This is a genomic window from Tsukamurella sp. DT100 (assembly GCF_049844855.1).
GTDB lineage: Bacteria > Actinomycetota > Actinomycetes > Mycobacteriales > Mycobacteriaceae > Tsukamurella.
Genome location: NZ_JBNCLV010000007.1, coordinates 153,828 through 176,518, shown reverse-complemented (window position 1 = coordinate 176,518; position 22,691 = coordinate 153,828). Strand labels below are relative to the sequence as shown.

General features: G+C 72.8%; 24 protein-coding genes. 14 read left to right on the top strand and 10 right to left on the bottom strand.

Features of this window, described 5'->3' with window-relative positions:
- Positions 1-56 precede the first annotated feature (56 nt).
- From ACLQ3K_RS18000 to ACLQ3K_RS17985, 4 genes are all read left to right on the top strand, one after another.
- On the top strand, positions 57-374 hold the full coding sequence (locus tag ACLQ3K_RS18000; RefSeq protein ID WP_426000987.1) for a DUF6412 domain-containing protein: 318 nt from the start codon (positions 57-59) through the stop codon (positions 372-374).
- Positions 375-467: 93 nt separating this feature from the next.
- The gene (gene yidC / locus ACLQ3K_RS17995) at positions 468-1,328 is read left to right on the top strand and encodes a membrane protein insertase YidC (protein ID WP_336670445.1); all 861 of its coding nucleotides are present in this window, start codon (positions 468-470) and stop codon (positions 1,326-1,328) included.
- A gap of 34 nt (positions 1,329-1,362) precedes the next feature.
- Complete coding sequence (locus ACLQ3K_RS17990; RefSeq protein ID WP_336670446.1) at positions 1,363-1,701, top strand: hypothetical protein; 339 nt, start codon at positions 1,363-1,365, stop codon at positions 1,699-1,701.
- An 83-nt stretch (positions 1,702-1,784) separates the two neighbouring features.
- A complete protein-coding gene (locus ACLQ3K_RS17985; RefSeq protein WP_336670447.1) occupies positions 1,785-3,347 on the top strand; it encodes an acyl-CoA carboxylase subunit beta in 1,563 nt (520 codons plus the stop codon).
- Positions 3,348-3,366: 19 nt separating this feature from the next.
- Here ACLQ3K_RS17985 and ACLQ3K_RS17980 read toward each other — a convergent pair whose 3' ends face one another.
- Both ACLQ3K_RS17980 and ACLQ3K_RS17975 read right to left on the bottom strand, forming a co-directional pair.
- Positions 3,367-3,885: a CGNR zinc finger domain-containing protein gene (locus ACLQ3K_RS17980; RefSeq protein WP_336670448.1), complete on the bottom strand. Its 519-nt coding sequence runs from the start codon at positions 3,883-3,885 to the stop codon at positions 3,367-3,369.
- 7 nt (positions 3,886-3,892) lie between these two features.
- Positions 3,893-4,066: a hypothetical protein gene (locus ACLQ3K_RS17975; protein ID WP_336670449.1), complete on the bottom strand. Its 174-nt coding sequence runs from the start codon at positions 4,064-4,066 to the stop codon at positions 3,893-3,895.
- A 105-nt stretch (positions 4,067-4,171) separates the two neighbouring features.
- Between ACLQ3K_RS17975 and ACLQ3K_RS17970 the strand changes: the two genes are divergently transcribed.
- The 3 genes from ACLQ3K_RS17970 to ACLQ3K_RS17960 are packed head-to-tail and all read left to right on the top strand — an operon-like array spanning position 4,172 to position 6,901.
- A complete protein-coding gene (locus tag ACLQ3K_RS17970; RefSeq protein WP_336670450.1) occupies positions 4,172-4,351 on the top strand; it encodes a hypothetical protein in 180 nt (59 codons plus the stop codon).
- Positions 4,341-6,590, top strand: a complete 2,250-nt coding sequence (locus ACLQ3K_RS17965; RefSeq protein WP_426000986.1) for a heavy metal translocating P-type ATPase — start codon at positions 4,341-4,343, stop codon at positions 6,588-6,590. Before ACLQ3K_RS17970 ends, ACLQ3K_RS17965 begins: the two co-directional genes overlap by 11 nt.
- Before the next feature lie 5 nt (positions 6,591-6,595).
- Positions 6,596-6,901: a metal-sensitive transcriptional regulator gene (locus ACLQ3K_RS17960; RefSeq protein ID WP_304941267.1), complete on the top strand. Its 306-nt coding sequence runs from the start codon at positions 6,596-6,598 to the stop codon at positions 6,899-6,901.
- Between the two features lie 227 nt (positions 6,902-7,128).
- Here ACLQ3K_RS17960 and zapE read toward each other — a convergent pair whose 3' ends face one another.
- On the bottom strand, positions 7,129-8,154 hold the full coding sequence (gene zapE / locus ACLQ3K_RS17955; RefSeq protein WP_224645694.1) for a cell division protein ZapE: 1,026 nt from the start codon (positions 8,152-8,154) through the stop codon (positions 7,129-7,131).
- A 59-nt stretch (positions 8,155-8,213) separates the two neighbouring features.
- On the opposite strand from zapE, the gene ACLQ3K_RS17950 reads away from it, so the two are divergent.
- The 4 genes from ACLQ3K_RS17950 to msrB all read left to right on the top strand — a co-directional run bounded on the left by ACLQ3K_RS17950 (position 8,214) and on the right by msrB (position 12,183).
- Positions 8,214-8,825, top strand: coding sequence for a dihydrofolate reductase family protein (locus ACLQ3K_RS17950; RefSeq protein WP_426000985.1), 612 nt, complete (start codon positions 8,214-8,216; stop codon positions 8,823-8,825).
- 36 nt (positions 8,826-8,861) lie between these two features.
- Positions 8,862-10,415, top strand: a complete 1,554-nt coding sequence (locus ACLQ3K_RS17945) for an alpha/beta fold hydrolase (protein WP_426000984.1) — start codon at positions 8,862-8,864, stop codon at positions 10,413-10,415.
- 73 nt (positions 10,416-10,488) lie between these two features.
- Entirely contained in the window at positions 10,489-11,748 is a 1,260-nt protein-coding gene (locus ACLQ3K_RS17940) for a glycosyltransferase family 87 protein (protein WP_426000983.1), read from the top strand.
- Between the two features lie 9 nt (positions 11,749-11,757).
- Complete coding sequence (gene msrB / locus ACLQ3K_RS17935) at positions 11,758-12,183, top strand: peptide-methionine (R)-S-oxide reductase MsrB (RefSeq protein ID WP_426000982.1); 426 nt, start codon at positions 11,758-11,760, stop codon at positions 12,181-12,183.
- An 18-nt stretch (positions 12,184-12,201) separates the two neighbouring features.
- On the opposite strand, the gene hemQ is transcribed toward msrB, so the two are convergent.
- From hemQ to hemE, 3 genes are read right to left on the bottom strand one after another with little or no spacing between them, the layout of a single operon-like run.
- Positions 12,202-12,903 carry a hydrogen peroxide-dependent heme synthase gene (gene hemQ, locus ACLQ3K_RS17930; RefSeq protein ID WP_336670456.1) on the bottom strand — a complete coding sequence of 234 codons (702 nt, stop codon included), beginning with the start codon at positions 12,901-12,903 and terminating at the stop codon, positions 12,202-12,204.
- A gap of 33 nt (positions 12,904-12,936) precedes the next feature.
- A complete protein-coding gene (gene hemG, locus ACLQ3K_RS17925; RefSeq protein WP_336670457.1) occupies positions 12,937-14,202 on the bottom strand; it encodes a protoporphyrinogen oxidase in 1,266 nt (421 codons plus the stop codon).
- Positions 14,199-15,272 carry a uroporphyrinogen decarboxylase gene (gene hemE / locus ACLQ3K_RS17920; RefSeq protein ID WP_224645701.1) on the bottom strand — a complete coding sequence of 358 codons (1,074 nt, stop codon included), beginning with the start codon at positions 15,270-15,272 and terminating at the stop codon, positions 14,199-14,201. The genes hemG and hemE overlap by 4 nt, the downstream gene beginning before the upstream one ends.
- Positions 15,273-15,367: 95 nt before the next feature.
- On the opposite strand from hemE, the gene ACLQ3K_RS17915 reads away from it, so the two are divergent.
- Together ACLQ3K_RS17915 and ACLQ3K_RS17910 are read left to right on the top strand one after the other, a co-directional pair.
- A complete protein-coding gene (locus ACLQ3K_RS17915) occupies positions 15,368-15,985 on the top strand; it encodes a DUF3000 domain-containing protein (RefSeq protein WP_426000981.1) in 618 nt (205 codons plus the stop codon).
- A gap of 8 nt (positions 15,986-15,993) precedes the next feature.
- Positions 15,994-17,214 (top strand): HRDC domain-containing protein, encoded by a 1,221-nt coding sequence (locus ACLQ3K_RS17910; protein WP_336670460.1) that lies wholly within the window; start codon positions 15,994-15,996, stop codon positions 17,212-17,214.
- A 16-nt stretch (positions 17,215-17,230) separates the two neighbouring features.
- Here ACLQ3K_RS17910 and dxs read toward each other — a convergent pair whose 3' ends face one another.
- The 3 genes from dxs to ACLQ3K_RS17895 are packed head-to-tail and all read right to left on the bottom strand — an operon-like array spanning position 17,231 to position 21,084.
- Positions 17,231-19,165 (bottom strand): 1-deoxy-D-xylulose-5-phosphate synthase, encoded by a 1,935-nt coding sequence (dxs, locus tag ACLQ3K_RS17905; RefSeq protein WP_224645704.1) that lies wholly within the window; start codon positions 19,163-19,165, stop codon positions 17,231-17,233.
- 40 nt (positions 19,166-19,205) lie between these two features.
- On the bottom strand, positions 19,206-20,408 hold the full coding sequence (locus tag ACLQ3K_RS17900) for a class I SAM-dependent RNA methyltransferase (RefSeq protein ID WP_336670461.1): 1,203 nt from the start codon (positions 20,406-20,408) through the stop codon (positions 19,206-19,208).
- Entirely contained in the window at positions 20,392-21,084 is a 693-nt protein-coding gene (locus ACLQ3K_RS17895) for a DUF3159 domain-containing protein (RefSeq protein WP_336670462.1), read from the bottom strand. The genes ACLQ3K_RS17900 and ACLQ3K_RS17895 overlap by 17 nt, the downstream gene beginning before the upstream one ends.
- 87 nt (positions 21,085-21,171) lie before the next feature.
- On the opposite strand from ACLQ3K_RS17895, the gene ACLQ3K_RS17890 reads away from it, so the two are divergent.
- Entirely contained in the window at positions 21,172-21,870 is a 699-nt protein-coding gene (locus ACLQ3K_RS17890; protein WP_426000980.1) for an alpha/beta fold hydrolase, read from the top strand.
- On the opposite strand, the gene ACLQ3K_RS17885 is transcribed toward ACLQ3K_RS17890, so the two are convergent.
- A complete protein-coding gene (locus ACLQ3K_RS17885; RefSeq protein WP_224645708.1) occupies positions 21,854-22,675 on the bottom strand; it encodes a DUF3710 domain-containing protein in 822 nt (273 codons plus the stop codon). The genes ACLQ3K_RS17890 and ACLQ3K_RS17885 overlap by 17 nt on opposite strands.
- Positions 22,676-22,691: the final 16 nt, after the last annotated feature.

Below are 22,691 nucleotides of genomic sequence, written 5' to 3'. Positions count from 1 at the left end.
GCCCCGGCCGCGTACGCGGCCGGGGCTTCAGCCATTTCTCCCGTACTGTGGCTGGCATGACCGCCGACCTGCTGAGGAGACTCCCCCGCTGGGGCGACCTCTCCGCGCCGTGGATCGCGGTGGTCGCGCTGTTCGTCGCCGGCGTCGCCCTGTCCGACGGTGCCGCCGCCCTCGTCGGCATCGCCCTTGCGATCGCCGTCGCCGCGCTGTGTCGTGCGGCCACGGACCGGGACGAGCACGCCCCGTCTGGTCCGAGGACCGGACGCGAACCGGACCAGCGACTGCGCGGCGCCTATCGCCGCAGCTCCATGCCCAACGGGGCCGGGCGGCCCCGTCGACCTCGAGCACCCGGCTTCGCCGCCTCCGCGGCGTAGCCCCTTCCCTCCCGGCACACGCCGCACACGCAGACCCTTCCCCTGCGCGTCGCGGTCCCTCGCGCGCGCCCCTGCCTGTGAGGTGCCTCCGTCATGCTCGATGTCGTCTACTACCCGATCTCCGCCGTCCTCTGGGCCTGGCACCGCGTCTTCGGCGCGGTCCTCGGCGCCGACAACGGCGTCGCCTGGGCCCTGTCCGTGATCTTCCTGGTCTTCACCGTCCGCGCGCTGCTGCTGTGGCCCGGCATCGTCTCCGCGCGGACCGGGCGCCGCCTGCAGAAGCTGCGCCCGCAGCTCGATGCGCTGCGCCGCAAACACGGGAAGGACAACCAGAAACTGGCCCTGGAGACGCAGAAGCTCCAGCGCGAGCACGGCGTACGCCCCCTGCTCGGCTGCCTACCCGCGCTCGTGCAGATCCCCGTCTTCTTCGGCCTGTACCACGTGCTTCGCTCGTTCAACCGCACCGGAACCGGGCTCGGCCAGCTCGGTCTCACGCCGGAGCAGAACGCGACCACCGCGAACTACCTCTTCTCCGCGCACGACGTCCAGTCGTTCCTCAGCGCCCGCCTGTTCGGGGCGCCCATCTCGGTGTCCATGTCGAGTTCCGACACCGTGCTCGCCTCGTTCGCGCAGTTCGGCGGCGTGCCGAGCATCGCCTCGATCGCGGCCGTCGCGATCCCGCTGATGCTCATCGCGTGCCTCGCGACGCACGTCAACGCGCGCTTCTCACTGAGCCACCAGATCACCGATCCGGGGAACGCGCTGCAGGCCGACGTCATGCGCAAGCTCATGCTGTGGGTGATGCCGGTGGGCAGCATCGTCGCCGGGCCGGTGCTGCCGGTCGCGATCCTGCTGTACTGGGTGTCCAACAACCTGTGGACCTACGGCCAGCAGCATCTGACGCATCGCGTGTTGGAAAGGGACGAGTCGCGCGCGGCGCGCGCAGTAGCGTGAGGGCGGGGGAATCCGACCAGCGCAGGAGCGGCCCGTGGGCACGACGGTGACGGACGAACAGATTCAGGACCTGGTGAGGACCGCGCAGCCGTTCAGCCTGCTGATCCTCCGCTGGGGTTTGCGGCGCGATCAGGCCGGGGCCGGCGCGATCGAGCTCGAACACCAGCGGCGCATGGTGTCGCTGCGTGCCGACGGCGTGATCGCGATCCTCTGCCCGATCCTCGACGACGCCATGGCCGGCATGGCGGTCATGACCGTGCCCACCGAGCGGGCCGAGGAGATCATCGCCGAGGACCCGTGCGTGCGGGCGGAGATGATGCTCAGCGAGGTGTACCCGTGCATGAGCTTCCCCGGGGACTCCCTGCCGGGTTGACGATCGCGACTCCCGGACCGGCGGGAATGGACGGAACACGGCCAGCTGTCCACCGTGCCGTGGTCACCTGCTAGCTTCCGACTGTGAGTGAACCCACGCCGGAACAGGCCCTGAACGACCGCGTTCGCGCCGCCTACCGGGCGGTCTCCGACGAGGCACGCGCCGAGAAGGTCGCCAAGCAGCACGCCCGCGGCAAGATGACCGCCCGCGAGCGGGTGGCACTGCTCGCGAACGGCGGATTCCACGAGTTCGGCGCGCTGGCCGGCCCTGGCCCCGCGCAACAGGGCGCCGCTCCCCTCGTCGCGCCGGGCGACGGCGTCGTGACCGGCGTCGGGTACATCGACGGCCGGCCGGCGGCGATCGCGGCGTTCGACTTCACCGTGCTCGGCGGTAGCAACGGCGCCACCGGCATGGCGAAGCTCGACCGCTGCGCCGAGCGCGCGCTGCTCGACGGGATCCCGCTGATCATGCTCATGGACGGCGGCGGCCACCGGATGCAGGAGGCGCTGGACTCCCGCCTCGCCGCCCCGGGATCGCGGCTGCTGCTGCGCCTGGCCGACCTGTCCGGCCACGTGCCGCTGGTGGCAGCGATGATGGGCCCCGGATTCGGTGCGCCGGCGAACATCTCGGCGTGCTGCGACTTCGTCACGATCGTCCGGGGCATGGGCACCATCGGCATCTCCTCGGCGCCGCTCGTGCAGGCGGCGACGGGAGAGAACCTCTCCAACGACGAGATCGGCGGCGCCGATCTGCAGGCCGAGCGCGGCGTCGTCGACGTGGTCACCGACACCGAACAGGAGTCGGTCGACGCGATCCGCGCCTTCCTCAGCTACCTCCCCGCGTCCGCGGCCGACGAGCCACTGGTCGCGCCCGGCCCGTACGAGCCCGGCGACACGGCCGACGGACTGGACACGCTGGTCCCGTCATCGATGCGCCAGGCCTACGACGTGGTGGACGTGATCGAGGCGCTCGCCGACATCGACACCGTCTTCGAGCTCAAGCGGCTGCACGCCCCGAACATCGTGACCGCCTTCGCGCGGATCGACGGCCGCCCGGTGGGCGTGGTCGCGAACCAGCCGCGCTTCCACGCGGGCGCGCTCGACGCCAACGCCTGCGAGAAGGCGGCGCACTTCATCGCGGTCTGCGACACCTTCGGGCTGCCGCTGCTGATCCTGATCGACCTGCCCGGCTTCCTCGTCGGCGCGGGCGCCGAGGAGACGAACCTGGTGCGGCGCAGCGCACGGCTCGGCTACGAGCTGGCCGCGGCGACGGTGCCGCGCTTCGTGATCGTGACCCGCAAGGCCTACGGCGCCGCGTACATCGCGATGGGCGGCGGGCGCAGCATCGAGGCCGATCTCTCGCTCGCCTGGCCCACCGCGGAGATCTGCGCGATCCCCATCGAGAGCGCCGTCGACCTCGCCTTCCGCTCGCAGTACGAGGCGGCGCCGGACCCGGCGAAGGCGCGCGGCGACCTCATCACCCTGTTCCAGGCGAACGTCGACCCGCTGCTCGCGGCCGACGGCTTCGGCATCGACGACGTGGTGCTCCCGTCGGCCACGCGGCCGATGCTCGCGGAGGCGCTGGGGCGCGTGCGCCGCCGGCCGCCCCGGGTGCCGCAGAAGCGGCGGTCGATCTCCCCGATCTAGTGCCGGGTCCGGGATTCGGTCAGGCCCGACGATGCCGGCGCACCGCGTCGGTGTTGGCGCAGCGCGGCGAGCAGTACGACTGCCGACCGCCACGGCTGGTGTCGGCGAACACCTTCGGGCAGCCCTCGCGGGCGCAGGCGCCCAGCCGCGCCCCCTCGGCCTCGGTGGTGAAGACGGCGAGCCCGCCCGCGGTGACCGCCTTGACCCGGCTCAGCAGGGACTCGGTCTCCGGGGTGAAGTGCAGGTGCGGCCGCCAGTCGTCGTGGGCCGTGAGGTAGATCCCGGCGGTCCCGTCCGCGAGGAGCCGGTTCACCGCGGCGCACCGGTCCTCGATGTTCGTCGTGAGGAAGGGCGGGCGCAGCAGCTCGGCCCAGTCATGGAGACCGCTCACCGCGTCGTCGTCCAGCTCGATCCGGCGGATCTCGTGGTCGCGCAGCACTGCGGCGACAGCGTCCTGGGTCCACTCGCCGTCGGCCCGAAGATTCACCAGGTCGACGGAGAGCCGTACTCCGGTCATGTTGTCGTGGTCGAACTGCACGCGTCGATCATCCCGCTCGGGCGGTGATCTCGGGCTGCGACACGGGCACCTCGGCGGTTCGACCGACGAGTTTGATCCGCCACGCGCCGCAGGCGCAGCGCTGGTACATCACGACCCCCTCGCTGGTCGGGTGGTGGGATTCGGTCTCCCAGGCGTGGATCCGCGTCTCGTTCTCGTTCATGCCGTTCAGCGTGCGACCGGCTCATTCGACGTTTCAACCATTACATCGCGAGCGTCCGCGCGACCACGTCGCTCGTACCCTAGGGGGGTATAGTAGGGTGTACCGATGCGAAAGGCGGGCGAGGCGATGAATCCCCTGGTGACGATAGGCGCGTTCGCGGCGGGCCTGGCCGTCGTCTTCGGCGCCGCGTTCGCCGTGGGAGCCGCCGTCGGGCCGTCGGCCGAGGGACCCGGGCCGCACGCCGGCGCACCGTCGACGGCGGAGGGAGGTCACGGTGGCCACTGAGGCCCGGTCGTCCGAGACCGCGGTCGACCTCGCGATCGAGGGCATGACCTGCGCGTCGTGCGCGAACCGCATCGAGCGCAAGCTGAACAAGCTCGACGGGGTCACCGCCACGGTCAACTTCGCCACGGAGAAGGCGCACGTCATCGCCCCGGCGGGCACCGATGCCGCCGTCCTCATCGACACCGTCGAGCAGGCGGGGTACGCCGCGCACGTTCCCGCGCCGCCGGGCGGCGACGCCGAGGACGAGCCCGCCGGACGCACCCATGAGCCCACCGACGCACTGCGCCGCCGCCTGCTGATCAGCGCCGCGCTCACCGTCCCCGTGATCGCCATGGCGATGATCCCCGCGCTGCAGTTCGACTACTGGCAGTGGCTCTCGCTGACATTGGCCTCACCGGTCGTCGTGTGGGGCGCGCTCCCCTTCCACCGGGCCGCGTGGGCCAACCTCAAGCACGGCGCCGCCACCATGGACACCCTCGTGTCGATCGGCGTCCTGGCCGCGTTCGGGTGGTCGGTCTACGCGCTGTTCTGGGGCGCCGCCGGCGTCACCGGCATGACGCACCCCTTCACGTTCACCATCGAGCGGATGGACGGCACCGCGAACATCTACCTGGAGGCGGCAGCCGGCGTCACCACGTTCATCCTGGCCGGGCGGTACTTCGAGGCGAGGAGCAAGCGGCAGGCCGGGGCGGCGCTGCGCGCCCTGCTCGAGCTCGGCGCCAAGGACGCGACGGTGCTCCGGGACGGCGTCGAGACTCTCGTCCCCATCGGCGCGCTCGCGGTGGGCGACGAGTTCGTCGTGCGGCCGGGCGAGAAGGTCGCGACCGACGGGGTCGTCGCCGCCGGCCGGTCCGCCGTCGACGCCTCGATGCTCACGGGTGAGGCGACGCCCGTCGAGGTGCGCGCGGGCGATCCGGTGACCGGCGCGACGGTCAACGCCGGTGGCCGCCTCGTGGTGCGCGCCACCCGCGTCGGCGCCGATACCCAGCTCGCGCAGATGGGCCGCCTCGTGGAGGACGCGCAGGCGGGGAAGGCGAAGGCGCAGCGGCTCGCCGACCGGATCTCCGGTGTCTTCGTGCCGATCGTCCTCGCGATAGCCGTCGGCTCCCTGGGCTTCTGGCTCGGCACCGGACAGCCCGCGTCGATGGCACTCACGGCCGCCGTCTCGGTGCTCATCATCGCCTGTCCCTGCGCCCTCGGCCTGGCCACTCCGACGGCCCTGCTCGTCGGCACGGGCCGCGGCGCCCAGCTCGGGATCCTCATCAAGGGCCCCGAGGCGCTGGAGCACACCCACGCCGTCGATACCGTCGTGCTCGACAAGACCGGGACCGTCACCACCGGCGTCATGACCCTGCAGGCCGTGCACGTCTCCCCCGGCGAGACCGACGACGACGTGCTCGCCGTCGCCGCCGCGCTCGAGGCGGCCTCCGAACACCCGATCGCCCGCGCCGTCGTCGGGGCCGCCCCCGCACCCGTCGGCGCCGTGGACGACTTCGTCGCCGTGCCCGGGCTCGGCGTGCGCGGGGTCGTCGGCGGGCGCGCCGTCACCGTCGGGCGACCGAGCCTGCTCGACGAGGCAGCGATGCCCCTGCCCGACGACCTGCGCGCCGCGTTCGACGAGGCCCAGCTCCGGGGGCAGACCCCGATCGCGGTCGGCTGGGACGGGGCCGCCCGCGGCGTGCTCGTGGTCTCCGACGAGGTCAAGGCCACGTCCCGCGAGGCGATCGCGCGGCTCCGCGGCCTGGGGCTGCGCCCGATCATGCTCACGGGCGACAACGAGCCCGCGGCGCGGTTCGTCGCGGCGCAGGTCGGGGTCGACGAGGTGATCGCCGACGTGCTGCCGGCGCAGAAGGTGGACGCGGTGCGTCGGCTCCAGGCGCAGGGCCGGGCCGTGGCGATGGTCGGCGACGGCGTCAACGACGCGGCGGCCCTCGCGACCGCCGACCTGGGCATCGCCATGGGCACGGGCACCGACGCCGCGATCGAGGCGGCCGACCTCACCCTGGTCAGCGGCGACCTGAGCACCGTCGTCGACGCGATCCGGCTCTCGCGCCGCACGCTGAGCACGATCAAGGCCAACCTGTTCTGGGCCTTCGCCTACAACGTGGCGGCGCTCCCCCTGGCCGCGGCCGGGCTGCTCAACCCCATGCTCGCCGGCGCCGCAATGGCCCTGTCCTCCGTCTTCGTGGTCAGCAACAGCCTGCGGCTGCGGAGTTTCCGACCCCAGAAGGGATACTGATCCCCATGACCACCGACGCCGGCCACGCGCACCACGGCTACATGTCCGACAAGGACGAGTACCTCAAGCGGCTGCGCCGCATCGAGGGACAGGCCCGGGGCCTGCAACGGATGGTCGAGGAGGAGAAGTACTGCATCGACATCCTCACGCAGGTCTCCGCCATGACCAAGGCGCTCCAGGCCGTCGGGCTCGGCCTCCTGGAGGACCACATGAGCCACTGCGTCGTCGACGCGGCCCGCTCGGGCGACGAGGCGGAGACCGCGGCCAAGCTCAAGGAGGCGACGGACGCGATCGCCCGGTTCACGCGCTGAACCACTCGCGCACGTTGCGGAGTCACAGTTCCGCCCGTCGGAATGCGCGAACCTTCTTCCCCGCAGCAAAGCGTTCCCGTACAGTGACTGTTGTCAGCGAAGTGAGACGCGTCTCACACTCCGACACCCTCACCCATGCACCCGCCCGGCCCACACATCACCGGGCGGGTGTTGGTGTGTTCGGGGCTATAGCCCGTCGCTTCGGGCTGGAGCCCGTCTGCTTGGGGCTATCGCGCGTCGGCGGAGGCGAAGCGCGACAGCGCGAGCAGGCGCGACGTCGCGCGCAGGTACTTCTTCCGGTAACCGCCGGCGAGCATCTCCGGGGTGAAGATCTCGTCGAGCTTCGCGCCCGAGACGAGCACCGGGATCCCGGCGTCGTAGAGCCGGTCCGCGAGCACCACGATGCGCAGCGCGACGGTCTGGTTGTCGGCCGGATGCACCCCGCGGATGCAGACCTTGGAGATCCCCTCCACCAGCTGCTTGTACCGCGACGGGTGCAGCTTGGACAGGTGGTCCGACAGCGCGTCGAAGTCGTCGAGCGTGGCGGTCGGATCGGCCTCGGCGACCGCGACGAGCTCCTCGTCGGTGAGCGGGTCGGGCGCGGGCGGCAGGTCGCGGTGCCGGTAGTCGGGACCGTCGACACGCACCGACTGGAACACCGAGCTGAGCTTGTTGATCTCGCGGAGGAAGTCCTGCGCGGCGAACCGGCCCTCGCCCAGCTGCCCCGGCAGGGTGTTCGACGTGGCGACGATCGACACGCCGCGCGCGGCCAGCTCGGTCAGCAGCCGCGACATCACCATCGTGTCGCCCGGATCGTCGAGCTCGAACTCGTCGATGCAGATGACGCTGTGGTTCGCCAAGTACTCGACGCACTGGTTGAAGCCGAGCGCGCCGACCAGGTGGGTGTACTCGACGAAGGTGCCGAAGGACTTCGGCGACGGGACGCTGTGGAAGATCGACGCCAGGAGGTGGGTCTTGCCGACGCCGAACCCGCCGTCGAGATAGAGGCCCACGCCGTGCGGCGGCGTGCTCTTGCGCCCGAACAGGCCCTTCTTGTTCCGCTGCTTGGAGAGCTTGACCACGTCCGCGACGAAGGCCCGGCCCGTCTGGACCGCGGCGGCCTGGGTGGGCTCGTTCGGGTCCGGGATGTAGCTGTCGAAGCTGACCTCGCTGAACATCTCCGGCGGAACGAGCTGCTCCACCATCTGCTCCGGCGTCACCGTCGGGTTGCGATCCACGAGATGCAGCGTCATGAGTCGTGATCATATCCGCTGGTCGTCGCGGTCGAAAAATCCCGCGCTACGGTCGTGACGTGATCGACTCACTGCCCGCGGACGACGCCGCCCTCGCCCTGGCCTACGCGCACCCGCTCGCGGAGGGCCGACCGTACGTGCGCGCCAACATGATCAGCTCGCTCGACGGGTCGTCCACCGCGGCGGGCAGGTCGGGCGGCCTGGGCGGGGACGGCGACCGTCGGGTGTTCGGGGCCCTCCGCGCCGCCGCCGACGTGGTCCTCGTGGGCGCGGCGACGGTGCGCGACGAGGACTACGGCACACCCGCGCACCCCGCGCTGGCCATCGTGACGCGCGGGAGCATCCCGCGCACCGAGCGCCTGTACCCGGCGGGCGGCGCGGCACCGATCGTCTACGCGGGGCACGGCCGATCCGTCGACCTGTGCTCGGTGCTCAATGATCTGTACGCCCGCGGCCACCGCCGGATCCTCGCGGAGGGCGGTCCGGGCGTCCTGGGCGCGCTTCTCGCCGCGGGCCTCGTCGACGAGCTGTGCCTGACCGTCGCACCCGTGCTCGTAGGCGGCGACGGCGCGCGGATCGTCCGTGGACCCGACCTGCCGCTCGGCCACTGGCAACGCGGCCCGGTCCTCGGCGACGACGAGGGCTTCCTCTACACGCGGTGGGCGCGCTGACGGCCCGCGCCCCGTGATCTGGTTACTGTGAACGGCATGCCCTCCGCGCGCACCCGAGCCCTCGCCGCCGCCGGGATCGCCGTCGGCGCGATCGTCGCCGTGTCCGCCTGCGCCCCGGTCCCGGCGCCCACCCCGGACTACGTCACCGACTTCGGGAAGGGCGGCGGCGCACCGTCGGCCTCGGCGAACACCACGCCCCAGGGCCCGGAGTGGAAGGCCTCCGCGAAGGATCCGCTCGCCTGGCAGGACTGCACGAGCCGGATCGCCACCCGGTACGGCACCCCGCCCGCGGCGAACGCCACCCTGGAGTGCGCGACGCTCACCGTCGGCGTCGGCCAGGCCGAGGCGCCCCTCAAGCTCTCGGTGACGCGGGCCAGCGTGCCCGGCACCCCCGACACCGCGGCCCCGCTCGTCCTGGTGGGCGGGACGGAGTTCACCGGCCAGCGCGCCCTGGCGACCCTCGCCTCCGGCGACAGCCCCGTGCTGGCGAACCGCCCGGTGGTCGCCGTCGAACGCCGCGGCATCGGGACGTCGGGGGCGCTCACCTGCCGTACCGCCGGCGATCAGGCCGTGCTCCGTACCGGCGGCACCGCGGGCCAGAGCCTCGAGGCACGGGTGGCGGAGATCGGTGAGTCCGCGCAGAAGGCGTCGACGACGTGCGGCGATGCGTACGCCGACACGATCTCCGACTTCACCGCGCCCGCCGCGGCCGAGGATCTCGAGAAGCTGCGCACCGCGTGGAACGTCCCGGCGCTCGGGCTGCTCGCCGTCGGCGACGGCTCCACCACCGCCCTCGCCTACGCGGCCGAGCACCCCAAGCAGGTCGCGCGCCTGATCCTCGACTCCCCCGTCCGGTACGGCGGCACCGAGCTGCAGCGCGCCGAGGACGCCGCACGCGGCACCTCCGCCACCGTCGACGCCTTCGCTGAGCAGTGCGGACCGGCGTGCGCCCTCGGCGCGGATCCGGCCGGCGCGGTGCGCGGGATCATCGACGACGCGGCGGCGGGCCGGTTGGGCTCCTTCACCGACTCCGATGTCCGACGGGCCGTGGTGGTCACCCTCGGCATCGGCCCTGGCGACCGCGACGCGCGCATCACCCGCCTCGCCACCGCGCTCCAGGGCGCCCGGTCCGGCGACGCCGGGCCGCTGCGCGCCCTGCTCCGCACGGCCGACGAGGCCCTCGGCACCGACGGCCAGTTCGTCGGACGGTGCTCGGACGCCGTGACCAAGGCCTCCCCCGACCAGATCATCGCGTCCGCGCGGAAGTGGGGCCCCGAGTTCCGGCTCGGCGCCGCCACCGCGCTCGACCTCGGCACCTGCGCGGCGTGGCCGACAATGACGGCCCCGCCGAAGCTCACCGACCTCGGGGTGAAGGCCGTGGTCGCCACCTCCGCGGCCAACCCGCTCACCGCGCGCACCGCGCTCGACACCCTGACGGGGCAGCTCACCGTCGTCGGCGCGCAGCCCTCGGCCGTCACCTGGGCCGGGATCGGCGACGGTGCCGTGGTCCGGTCGTCGTGCGTGCAGAAGTCGGTGATCGGGTACCTGGACCGGCTCGACGCCCCGTCGACGCGCGCCTGTCCCGCGTGATCGGCGCCCCTGCGCCGCGCGTGAGGCGGGCGGGCCTCCCGGCGGCCGCGTCGGCGTTGGGTACGGTTTAGCGGTGTCGTCAGTCGCCCTCGCCCGGATGAAGTCCGATCCCGGCCTCGTGGTCAAGGCCATCCTGTGGCCCCTCGCCCTGCTCACGCTGCTGCAGCGGCTGATCGTCCTGGTCCCGAACGGGAACAAGACCGACGATTTCACCACGGTCTACGCGGCCGCGGTGCGCTTCCTGCGCCACGAGGCGGTGTACACCGAGAACTACGACACGGTCGATCCGCACTACCTGTACCCGCCGTCGGGCACGCTGCTCATGGCGCCGTTCGGGTACTTCGACCCGGAGACCGCGCGCTACATCTTCGTGGGGCTGAGTGCGATCGCGCTGCTGCTCGCCCTGTACATCCTGCTGCGGATGTTCGGCTACGGCCTGAACTCCGTGGTCGCGCCGGTGGTGCTGTTCTTCGCGGTGACCACCGAGGCCGTGACCAGCACGCTGGTCTACACGAACTTCAACTGCTTCGTCCTGCTCGCCGAGGTGGCCGCGATGGCGCTGCTGCTCAAGCGGAAGGACCTGTGGGCCGGCGTCCCGCTCGGGCTGTCCTTCGCGGTGAAGCCGCTGCTCTTCGTGATGCTGTTGCTGATCGTGGCGAACCGGCAGTGGAAAGCGCTCATCGCCGCCGTCGGCATACCCGTCGTGCTGATGGGCGCCGGCATGCTGCTCTCCGCGGACCGGATGGAGTTCTTCCACAAGACGCTCCCCTACCTCAGCGAGGCGCGCGACTACTACAACAGCTCGATCCAGGGCAACGCCCAGTACTTCGGTCTGCCGGACTGGTTGTCGCTGTTCCTGCGCATCGCGGTGGTCGTGATGGCCGCCGTCACGCTGTGGCTGCTCTGGAAGTACTACCGCACGAGCAACGAGCTGTTGTGGCTGGCGACCTCCACCGGCACCCTGCTGACGACGTCGTGGCTGGTGCTGTCGCTGGGCCAGGGCTACTACTCGATGCTGCTGTTCCCGATGCTGATGACGGTGGTCTACCGCAGCTCGGTGATGGGCAACTGGGTGTCCTGGGTCGCGGTCTACGGCTTCCTCAGTTACGACAACTGGCTCTCCGGCAAATGGCCGGCGTTCGGGCGGTCGCTGGCGTATCTCAAGTGCACCCTCGGCTGGTCGCTGCTCATCATCGTGCCGTTCTGCGTGCTGCTCTTCCGCTACCTCGACGCGAAGGCGGAGAACCGCCTCGACGAGGGCATCGACCGGCCGCTCCCGCCCGACGAGGAGCCCGGCAAGCACGAGCTGGCACCATCCGCCGCGCGCGGTTAGCGTGGAGGCATGAGTGAGGCCAGTACTCCCAAGCCCAAACTGCAGCTGAGCGATTCGGAGTGGCGGCAGCGCCTCTCGGCGCCCGAGTTCCGCGTGTTGCGGCAGGCGGGCACCGAAGCGCCGTTCACCGGCGAGTACACCGACACCAAGACGTCCGGCGTCTACCGCTGCCGCGCGTGCGGCGAGGAGCTGTTCCGCTCCGACGCGAAGTTCGAGTCGCACTGCGGCTGGCCGTCGTTCTTCTCGCCGCTCGCGGGCGACAAGGTCATCGAGCGGGTGGACACCTCGCTCGGCATGCGGCGCGTCGAGGTGCTGTGCGCCAACTGCGGCAGCCACCTCGGCCACGTCTTCGAGGGCGAGGGCTACGACACCCCCACCGACCTCCGCTATTGCATCAACTCGATCTCCATGCGCCTGGAGCCGGACGAGGCGTGAGCCCCGCCCGGCCCACCGTCACGGCAGAGCGGTGAGGAGCGCGCGGACGTCCGTTCGCGGCCCGGAGAAGAACGGCGTCTCCTCGCGGGTGTGCCGGCGGGCATCCGTGGCGCGCAGGTCGCGCATGAGGTCGACGATGCGGTGCATCTCGGGGGCCTCGAAGGCGAGCAGCCACTCGTAGTCGCCGAGGGCGAACGCGGGCACGGTGTTCGCGCGCACGTCCGGGTAGCCGCGCGCGGCGCGGCCGTGATCGGCGAGCATTTTGCGGCGCTCCTCGTCGGGCAGCAGGTACCACTCGAGGCTGCGCACGAACGGGTAGACGCAGATGTACGCGCCGGGGTCCTCCCCCGCCAAGAACGCGGGGATGTGGCTCTTGTTGAACTCCGCGGGACGGTGCAGCGCGGTGTTCGACCACACCGGGTCGCTCGCGCGTCCCAGCGCGGTGCTGCGCCGGAAGTCGTTGTACGCGGCCTGCAGGTCCTCGAGCTTCTCGGCGTGCCACCAGATCATGAAGTCGGCGTCGGCGCGCATCCCGGCGATGTTGTACACGCCGCGGACCACCAGGTCGCCCTCCTGGATCTTCGCGAGGAAGGCCTCGGCCTCGGTGGCCGCCGCGGCCCGCTGCTCGTCGTCGCCCAACTCCCCCGGCGAGATCGAGAACACCGAGAACATGAGGTAACGGACGGTCGAATTGAGCTCCGCGTAATCCAGTTTGGCCATGCCGTCGATCGTAGTCCCGCGCGCGGGACCGACTCAGGACAGGTCGGCCAGCACCCGCTGGGCCGCGGCCTCCGCGCGGGCGATGCACGCGGGCACCCCGACACCGTCGAAGTACGCGCCCGCGAGGGCGAGTCCCTTCGGCGTGGCCGCCTCGATCGCCGCGAGGGTGTCGCGGTGGCCGGGAAGGTAGACGGGGATGCCCTCGTACCAGCGCTGCACGTGCGTGGCGGTCGGCTCTGCGGCGATCCCCAGCACGTTCGCGAGGTCGTCCCGCGCCGCGGCGACCAGGCCCGCGTCGACGTCGTCGACGATCCGGCTGACGCCGAGCCGCCCGAAGGACAGCCGCACCGTGCCGCCGGGGAGGTGATCCCACTTGCGGCCCGACAGCGTCAGCGCCTTGGCGCTGACCTGCTCGCGGCTCGCCACCAGCACGCCGGAGAGGTCCGGCAGCTCGACGTCCTCGGGCAGCCGCATCGTCACCAGCGCCGAGCTGGCCGCCGGGATCGACCCCACGGCCGCGCCGAGCTCCGGCAGGCTCAGCCCGACGAGGCGACCCACCTGCGGCGCGGGCACCGCGAGCACGACCGCGTCGAACATCGAGCCGCGCAGGCTCCAGCCGGGCCGCACCTCGGGCACGGGCGCGCCGAGCATGATCCGGTCGCCGAGCCGCTCGGCGAGCGCATCCAGCAGCTGCTGATAACCGCCGCGGAAGGCGCCGAAGACGGGGCTGTCGTCGGGCTCGCCGAGGACGTCGCGCACGGCCTCGCCGAGCGATGCGGCGCCCTCGTCGAGGCGGGCGGCCAGCGCGGGCAGCGCGGCGCGCACCGAGACATCGTCGGCGTGGGCGGCGAAGACGCCCGCCACCATCGGGTCGACGCTGCGCTCGACGACCTCGTCGCCGAGGCGGGAGCGGACCAGCGCGCCGATCGACGCGTCGGCGCCGGGGTTCCAGCGCAACGGGATCCGCACTTCGTCGGCGTCGCCCGGGATGCCCATCACCGTGCGGCCGAAGCCGCCGCGGAGGGCACCGTCGGCGAACAGGGCCGGGCGGCGCCCGGCGGGCTCGACGAGCTGGTCGGCGAGACCGAGCTCGGTCGCGAGGTCGATCACCTCCGGGCGGCGGCGCACGAAGGCCTCGGCGCCCACGTCGAGGCGCTCCCCGCCGATGGTCTCCGAGCGCAGCTTGCCACCCACGCGGTTGCCCGATTCGAAGACGGTGACGCGCGCGCCCGCCTCCTGCAGGCGCAGGGCGGCGACGAGTCCCGAGATGCCCGCCCCGACGACGGCGACATTGCTCATAGCGCGTGCACCAGTTCCACGACGCGGGTGAGAGCGTCCGGGTCGGTCGACGGGAGCACTCCGTGACCGAGGTTGAAGACGTGCCCGGTGGCGCCCGCAGCGAGGGCCGCGTCGGCGTCGGCGACCACGCGCCGGACCTGCGCGTCGATGGTGTCGCGGTCGGCCATCAGGGTGGCGGGGTCCAGGTTGCCCTGCAACGCCTTCCCGGGGCCGACCCGGCCGGCGGCCACGTCGAGCGGGACCCGCCAGTCGACGCCCACGACGTCGGCGCCGGCCTCGCCCATGGCGCCGAGCAGCTCGCCCGTGCCGACCCCGAAGTGGAAGGCGGGCAGCGTCGGAGCGCTCTCGCGGAGCGCCGCGAAGACGCGGGCGGAGTGCGGCTGAACGTACTGCCGGTAGTCGGCGAGCGAGAGCGCGCCGGCCCAGGAGTCGAAGAGCTGGAAGGCTTGCGCGCCGGCGTCGGCCTGGACCCGCAGGAAGGTGATCGCGATGTCGGCGAGCGCGTCGAGCAATGCGTGCCACGTCTCCGGCTGGGTGTACATCAGCGACTTGGTGCGCTCGTGGTTGCGGCTGGGCCCGCCCTCCACGAGGTACGAGGCCAGCGTGAACGGCGCGCCCGAGAAGCCGATGAGCGCGACGCCCGCGGGCAGCTCGCCGCGCAGCATCCGCACGGCCTCGGCGATCGGCTCGACCTGCGCCGCGTCGAGCTTCGGCATGGCCGCGACGGCCGCGGCGTCCCGGATCGGCTGCTCGATGACGGGGCCGATCCCGCTCACGATGTCGAGATCGATGCCGGCCGCCTTGAGCGGGACCACGATGTCGGAGAACAGGATCGCCGCATCGGTGCGGTGCCGGCGCACCGGCTGCAGCGTGATCTCGCACACCAGGTCGGGGCGGAAGCACGACTCGAGCATGCCGACCCCCTCGCGCACCTTCCGGTACTCGGGCAGCGAGCGCCCGGCCTGCCGCATGAACCACACCGGGCGGTGCTCCGGAGTGCGCCCCGCCGCCGCGTCGAGCAGCGGGTACGCCGTCGCCGCGGCCGTCGTCGATCGATCCTCGTTACTCATCGTCAACGATCATGTCATGACCTCCGCGCCCGCAGGCCGAGGCCCGCGGCGCGCCTCCGCCTGTGAGGCCTTCCGAGCGGCTACGGTCACGGTTTGTGAGCCAACCAGGAACGGGTGACGAAGCGGCGGGCGGTGCGAGAACGCGCGGCGCCGAGCCGGAGTCGTTCCGCGTCGCCGTCGAGTCCCTGCACACGGCGACGATCCGCCCCGAGATCGAGATCGGCAGCATCCGGCCCCCGCAGAGACTCGCCCCGTACAGCTACGCGCTCGGCGCCGAGGTCCGCGCGCCCGAGACCGATGTGGTGCCCGAGCACTCCGACGGCGAGACCTTCGGGCGCCTGATCCTGCTCCACGACCCGCACGGCCACGAGGCGTGGAACGGCCTGATGCGGCTGGTCGCGTACGTGCAGTCCGAGGTCGACGAGTCCCTGGCGTCGGATCCGCTGCTCCCCGAGGTCGCCTGGAGCTGGCTGACCGACGCGCTCGCCGAGCGCGGCCAGGAGGTGACCGCGCTGGGCGGCACCGTCACCGCGACCGCGTCCGTGCGCTACGGCGACATCGCCGGCCCCCCGCGCGCCCACCAGCTCGAGCTGCGGGCCTCGTGGACGCCGCTGGGCGACGACCTGTCGGGCCACGTCGAGGCCTTCTGCGCGGTGCTCGAGACCGCCGCCGGGCTCCCCCCGGCCGGCATCACCCGGCTCGGCTCGGCGTAGGCGCCGCCGTGGGCAAGGCCTCGTCGGAACCGGTCCCCGGCATTCCGCTCACCGAACCCGCCGAGGGCGTCCCCGAGCCCCTCACCACCGTCGAGGAGTTCGCGGAGTGCGCTGCCGCACTGCGCCGGGGGACGGGCCCCGTCGCAGTCGACACCGAGCGGGCGTCGGGCTTCACGTACTCCTCCCGCGCCTACCTGATCCAGATCAAGCGGTCCGGCTCCGGGCTGTTCCTGCTCGACCCGATCCACGAGCCCGAGGGCCTCGCGCCGGTGATCGAGGCGATGCGCGGCGTCGAGTGGGTGCTGCACGCCGCCGACCAGGACCTGCCGTGCCTGCGGGACGACGGCTTCGAGTGCGACGAGCTGTTCGACACGGAGCTCGCCGGCCGCCTGCTGGGCGCGCCGCGGGTGAACCTCGCGGCGATGACCTCCGAGTACACCGGCTACGCGCTGGCGAAGGGGCACGGCGCCGCCGACTGGAGCACCCGTCCGCTGCCGCACGACTGGCTCAACTACGCGGCGCTCGACGTCGAGGTGCTGGTCGACCTGCGCGACGAGGCCTACGAGCGGCTCGAGGACGCCGGGAAGCTGGAGTGGGCGCTCGAGGAGTTCGAGTACGAGCGCACCCGCCCGGACCCGGCGCCCAAGCCCGATCCGTGGCGTCGCCTCTCGGGGTTGAGCACGCTGCGCAACCGGCGCCAGTTGGCCCGCGCGCGGGAGCTCTGGATGGCCCGCGACGAGATGGCCGAGCAGCGCAACGTCGCTCCGGGGCGCACCCTCCCGGACGCCGCGATCGTCAACGCCGCCGCGAAGAATCCCACCACCGAGGCCGAGCTGACCGCGCTGCCGGTCTTCGGCGGACCGCGGATGCGACGGTCGGCGAAGCGCTGGCTCGGGGCGATCCACCGGGCCAACGCGCTCCCCGATGCCTCACTCCCCCCGCTGCACGGCCCCCGCAACGGGGTGCCCGCGAACAACCGGTGGGCGAAGTCGAACCCCGAGGCCGCCGAGCGCCTCGCCAAGGTCCGCGCCGCGTTGGCCGAGATCTCCGACGAGGTGGCGGTGCCGGTGGAGAACCTGCTTCCGACCGACGCCGTCCGTCAGTTGTGTTGGGACGGCACGGCTCGCGGCTCCGACGCCGTCGAGGACGCCCTCGCCGCCTCGGGCGCGCGGAACTGGCAGCGGCGGCTGACGGTCGCCGCCGTCGCGGCCGCGCTCGCCTCCGCCTGACCGATCCGGACCCGCGTCAGCGCACCTGTTCCGGCGTTGCCTGCGCCTTCTCGGCGGGCACCGTCACGTGCGCGCACGCGGTGGCCCAGCCGGTGATCCGGAAGGCGATCTCCGACGGGGTGAGCCCCAGGTCGGTGAGGATCTCGCCGCGGGAGGCGTGATCGAGGAAGCTCTGCTCGATGCCGAGGACGCGCGTCGGCACGTCGACCTCGGCGCGCTGCAGCGCGGCGGTCACGGACGCACCGATACCGCCCGCGACGCCGTTGTCCTCGAGCGTGACGACCAGCTGGTGCGCACGGGCCAGGTCGACGATCGACCCCGGCACCGGCAGCACCCACCGCGGATCGACGACGGTCGCCGAGATGCCCTGATCGCGCAGGCGCGTCGCCACGTCGACCGCGACGTGGGCGAAGGCACCGACCGCCACGATCAGCACGTCCGCGGCGCCGTCGCCGTCCTCGACGAGCACGTCGGCACCGTCGGGCAGGCGGCGCACGGCCTCCAGGTCGGCGGGCACCGCACCCTTGCCGTAGCGGATCAGGGTCGGAGCATCGTCGACGGCGAGGGCCTCGGCGAACTCCTCGCGGAGACGGGCCGCGTCGCGGGGCACCGCGGCGCGCAGGCCGGGGACGATCGCGGCGAGCGAGAGGTCCCACATGCCGTGGTGGCTCGCGCCGTCCGGTCCGGTGACGCCGGAGCGGTCCAGGACGACGGTGACGCCCTGGCCGAGCAGGGCGACGTCCATGAGCAGCTGGTCGAAGGCACGGTTGAGGAACGTGGCGTACAGGGCGACCACGGGGTGCATGCCGCCCAGCGCGAGGCCGGCGGCGGAGGTCAGGGCGTGCTGCTCGGCGATGCCCACGTCGTACATGCGGTCGGGGAACTTGCGGCCGAAGTCCGCGACGCCCGTCGGCTCCGCCATGGCGCCGGTGATGGCGACCACGTCGTCGCGGCGCTCGCCGTGCGCGACCAGCTCCTCCGCGAAGACCGAGGTCCAGTCGCGGGCGCCGGCGGCACCCCCGACCGGCAGGCCGGTGGCGGGGTCGATCACGCCGATACCGTGCATCTGGTCGGCCTCGTGGTTCTCGGCGTGCTCGTAGCCGTTCCCCTTGCGGGTGAGCGCGTGCACGACGACGGGGCCGCCGAAATCCTTGGCGCGGCGCAGGGCCGCCTCGAGGGCCAGCTCGTCGTGCCCGTCGATGGGGCCGACGTACTTGAGGCCCAGGTCCGCGAACAGCGCCTGCGGGCTCACCATGTCCTTGATGCCGGCCTTCATGCCGTGCAGGAACGAGTACGCGGGCTCGCCGACCACGGGCATCTTCCGCAGTCGCGCCCGCGCCTCGCCGAGCAGTCGCTCGTACTCCGGCTGCGTGCGCAGGCCCGACAGGTGCGTCGCGAGGCCGCCGATCGTGGGCGCGTAGGAGCGGCCGTTGTCGTTGACCACGATGACGACGGGGCGGTCCGACGCCGCGATGTTGTTGAGCGCCTCCCAGCACATACCGCCGGTCAGAGCGCCGTCGCCGACCACGGCCACGACGGTGCGCTGCTCGCCCTTGAGAGCGAAGGCCTTCGCCAGGCCGTCGGCGTAGCTCAGGGCCGCCGAAGCGTGCGAGGACTCGACCCAGTCGTGCTCGGACTCCGCGCGACACGGGTACCCGGACAGGCCGCCGGCCTGACGCAGGGTGTCGAAACCGTCGCGCCGGCCCGTGAGGATCTTGTGCACGTACGCCTGATGACCCGTGTCGAAGAGCACAGGGTCGGTCGGCGAATCGAACACGCGGTGGATCGCCATCGTCAGCTCGACGACGCCCAGGTTCGGGCCGAGGTGCCCACCGGTCGCCGAGACCTTCTCCACGAGGAAGTCACGGATCTCCCCGGCCAGCTCGGTGAGCTGATCCTGGTCCAGCCGACGCAGGTCGCGTGGGGACTCGATGGTGCGCAGCAGGTTCATATCCCTCGTGTCTACTCCCGTGAGAGGTGCCTTTGCCACTTTACCGGCCGCGACGGTTTTCGCGCCCCGGCACCAGCACCGCGAACGCCTCGAGGTGATGCGTTCCCGGGAAGGCGTCGTATGCGTCCAGCTCAGCGACGCGATAGCCGTTCTCGCACGCGGCGCCGACGTCGCGTGCGAACGCCGCCGGATCGCAACCGACGTGCACGATCGCCCGCGGACCGGCCGCCGCGATCGCCGTCACGACCGTTGCGCCGGCGCCTGCGCGGGGCGGGTCGAGGACCACGACGGAGGGCGACGGGAGGCCCTTGAGGCGGGACGAGACGTCGCCGCGGTGGAACGCCACGGGCTCGTCCGCGAGGGACTGCCTGCCGGCCGCGATCGCACCGCCGGAGGTCTCGACCACGTCGACCGCGAAACCCTCGTCGACCAGCGCGCCGGCGAGGACGCCCGCGCCGCCGTACAGGTCCCAGGCGCGGCCGGGCTCTCCCCCGTACCGTCCCGTGTAGGCGGCGACCCATTGGGCGTACCGGGACGCCGCATCGCGGTGCGCCTGCCAGAAGCCCCCGACGGGGATCCGCCAGGACCGCGCGCCCACCCGGTACTCGGCCAAGGGCGCGCCGGCGAGGACCTTCGCTGGGCGGCCGCGGCGCGCGGGCACCGCGGCGTGCGCGGCGCCCGCGTCGTCGAGGACGAGGGCGACCTCGGTTCCGGGCTCGGCGCGCAGCCCCGCCGCGAGGTCGGTCAGCGCGTCGGGCAGCTGCGCACACGGCGCGACGATCACCGCGGTGCTGCGGTGGGCGTGCTGCCCGAGGCGGCCGTCGGCGTCCGCGACGAGGCGGGCGCGGTGCCGCCAGCCGGTGACGAGCCCGTCGGACAGGGGCTCGACGGTCGGCTCGAGCGCATCGGGCTCGAAGCCTCCGAAGCGCACGAGGAGGTCCTGCAACACGGCCGCCGTGAGCTCGCGCTGGTAGGCCGGGGCGGCGAAAGTCAGGTCGCAGCAGCCGGCGCCGGCGGCCGCCGCGGCGCACGCCTCGGGTACGCGGTGCGGCGAGGCCTCGAGCACCTCGACGGTGCTCGCGCGGGCGTAGGACTTCTTGACCTCGGTGACCCGGGCGCGGACGGTCTCCCCGGGGAGCGCTCCGCGCACGAAGACGGCGCGGCCGTCGTACCGCGCGACGACGAAGCCGCCGTGCCCCGGTGCGCCGCAGGTCAGCTCGAGCAGATCATTCGGCGCGAGCATGCGTCGTCCTCCTGGCCACGAGGAAGGTGATAAGCAGGCCGACGGCGAACATGGGCCAGCCCATGGCGATACGTGCGACGCCGAGCCCGCCGACGTCGTCGTTCTGGTACAGCGCGAACTGGACGGCGAACCGCACGACGAACATGGCGAACCACAGCACCGTCAGCCACGCGAAGGCGCGGTACTGCCGCCGGTCGGCGCGCCAGTCGTGGCCGGCGCCCGCACCCTCCGCGCCGGGCGCATCCTTCTTCCGCTCGTCGAAGAGGTGCCAGAGCACCCCGACGAGCGGCCACCGGACGACCAGCGAGACCGCGAAGACGACCGCGAAGACGGCCTGCATCACGATGCCGTACAGGAAGTAGCCCTTGCCGTTGCCGCCGACGATCATCGCGATCACCACGCAGACCGCGACGCCGAAGAATCCCGAGATCGCCGGTTGGATGGAGGTGCGGGTGGCGACGCGGACCACGGCCACGAGCGCCGCGACGGCGAGGGCCGCAATGGCACCGCCCTTGAGTCCCCAGACCGCGTTCGCGGGCACGAAGGCCATCACCGGCAGCGCGGAGTACACCATGCCCTGCCAGCCGCCCATCTGGTCGAGCACCTGATCCTTGATCGAGGGCTCGGGGGCGTCGTCCGCCGCCGTGTCCGGCTCCTGCTCTGCACCATCTTTCACACGATCACACTACGCGGCGGCGGGCCGGCGGCCGTCCGCCGTCGGTGCCCCCGCCGCGGCGCGGCGACATCCTGGCATGCTCGGCGCATGCAGTTCCCCGCGCACACCACCGCCGTCCTGTTGCCGGGCTCGGGCTCGGACGCCGACTTCGCGCTCCGCGCGTTCGCGCCGCTCACCGCGCTGTGCGCGCGCACCATGGCGGTCGACGCGACGCCGCCGTCGGTGGTGGCCGGATACCGCGCGGCGCTGGACGCGGCCGCCGCCGACGGACCGCTGCTGGTCTGCGGGGTCTCTCTGGGCTCGGCCGTCGCCGCGGGCTGGGCGCTCGAGCACCCCGACGCCGATGCGACGCTCGTCCTCACCCTGCCGCCGTGGTGCGGCGCGGCCGGGCCGGAGGTACCCGCGGCGATGTCGGCGCGGGTGACCGCGGACGTCGTCGACGAGGTGGACGCGGCCGAGGCGATCGCCCGGATGCGGGCGGGCAGCCCGCCGTGGCTGGCGCGGGAGCTGAGCCGCTCCTGGGCCGCGCACGGCGACTTCCTCGCGCCCGCCCTGCGGGAGGCGGCCGGGTTCGCCGCGCCGACGGAGTCCGCGCTCGGCGGACTGGTCGCGCGCACCGTCGTGGTCGGCGCGGAGGGCGACCTGATCCACCCCGTCGCCACGGCGCGCACGTGGGCGGCGGCGATCCCCAACGCCTCCGCGGTCGTGGTCGACCTCGCGGACCTCGGCCCCGACCCGGCCGTCCTGGGCCGGGCGGGGCTCGACGGCCTTACTGCTGGTTGTTGAGCCGGGTCAGCGCGGATCCCTGGGTGAGCCGGTCCTGATTGCTCTGCCGCAGGGCTGCGGGGCCCTCGGCGGCGGCGCGCTGCGCGACCTGCGCGGCGATCGCCGCAGCGGCCTGCTCCTGCTGCGCCTGCTGGGCCGCCATGGCCTCCTGCAGCTGCTGCACCAGCTCGGCGGGGAGCTCGATCTCCAGGTGGTCGCGGGCGGGGCGCGGGTCGATGCCGCGGCGGATCACTGTCTCCGCGAGCATGGCGCGCGCGAGCTGAGCGGCCTGATCGGCGTTCTCGAGCGGCGCGGCGACGACGATGCGGACCATCCACCGCGGGCCGTCGACGCCGATGAAGCGGAGCACGCCGTCGGGCTGGGTGCCGACGACCTCGCGGCCCCAGTGGCCGTCCTCGATCGCGACCTGGGCGCCGTTCTCGCGGAGTGAATCGGCCAGCTCGGTGACCACCTCGCGCCACTGCCCGCCCGACTTGGGCGCCGCGAAGACGCCCGGCGTGATCCGGCCGACGGGGGTGTCGAGGTGCACGCCGACGGGAACGCCCTCGGGGCTCATCTCGACCTGCAGCTGCGACTCCGGCGGCATGGCGAGGATGATCGAGCCGAGATCGAGCCGGCCGTCGTCGAGGCCCTCGGTGCTCTCCAGGGAGTTGAGGTCGTACGGGCCGGCGCCGGTGCCGAGCTCCTGCGCCTCGTCGTCGTCCGCGGGGACCGGCGCCGTGTGGTGCTCCGGCTGCCCGATCGTGGCGTACGGGTCGACACTCGCGGTGCTGCGCTGCTTGGACTTGCGGCGGCCGAGGGCCATGAACGGTGCTCCTTGG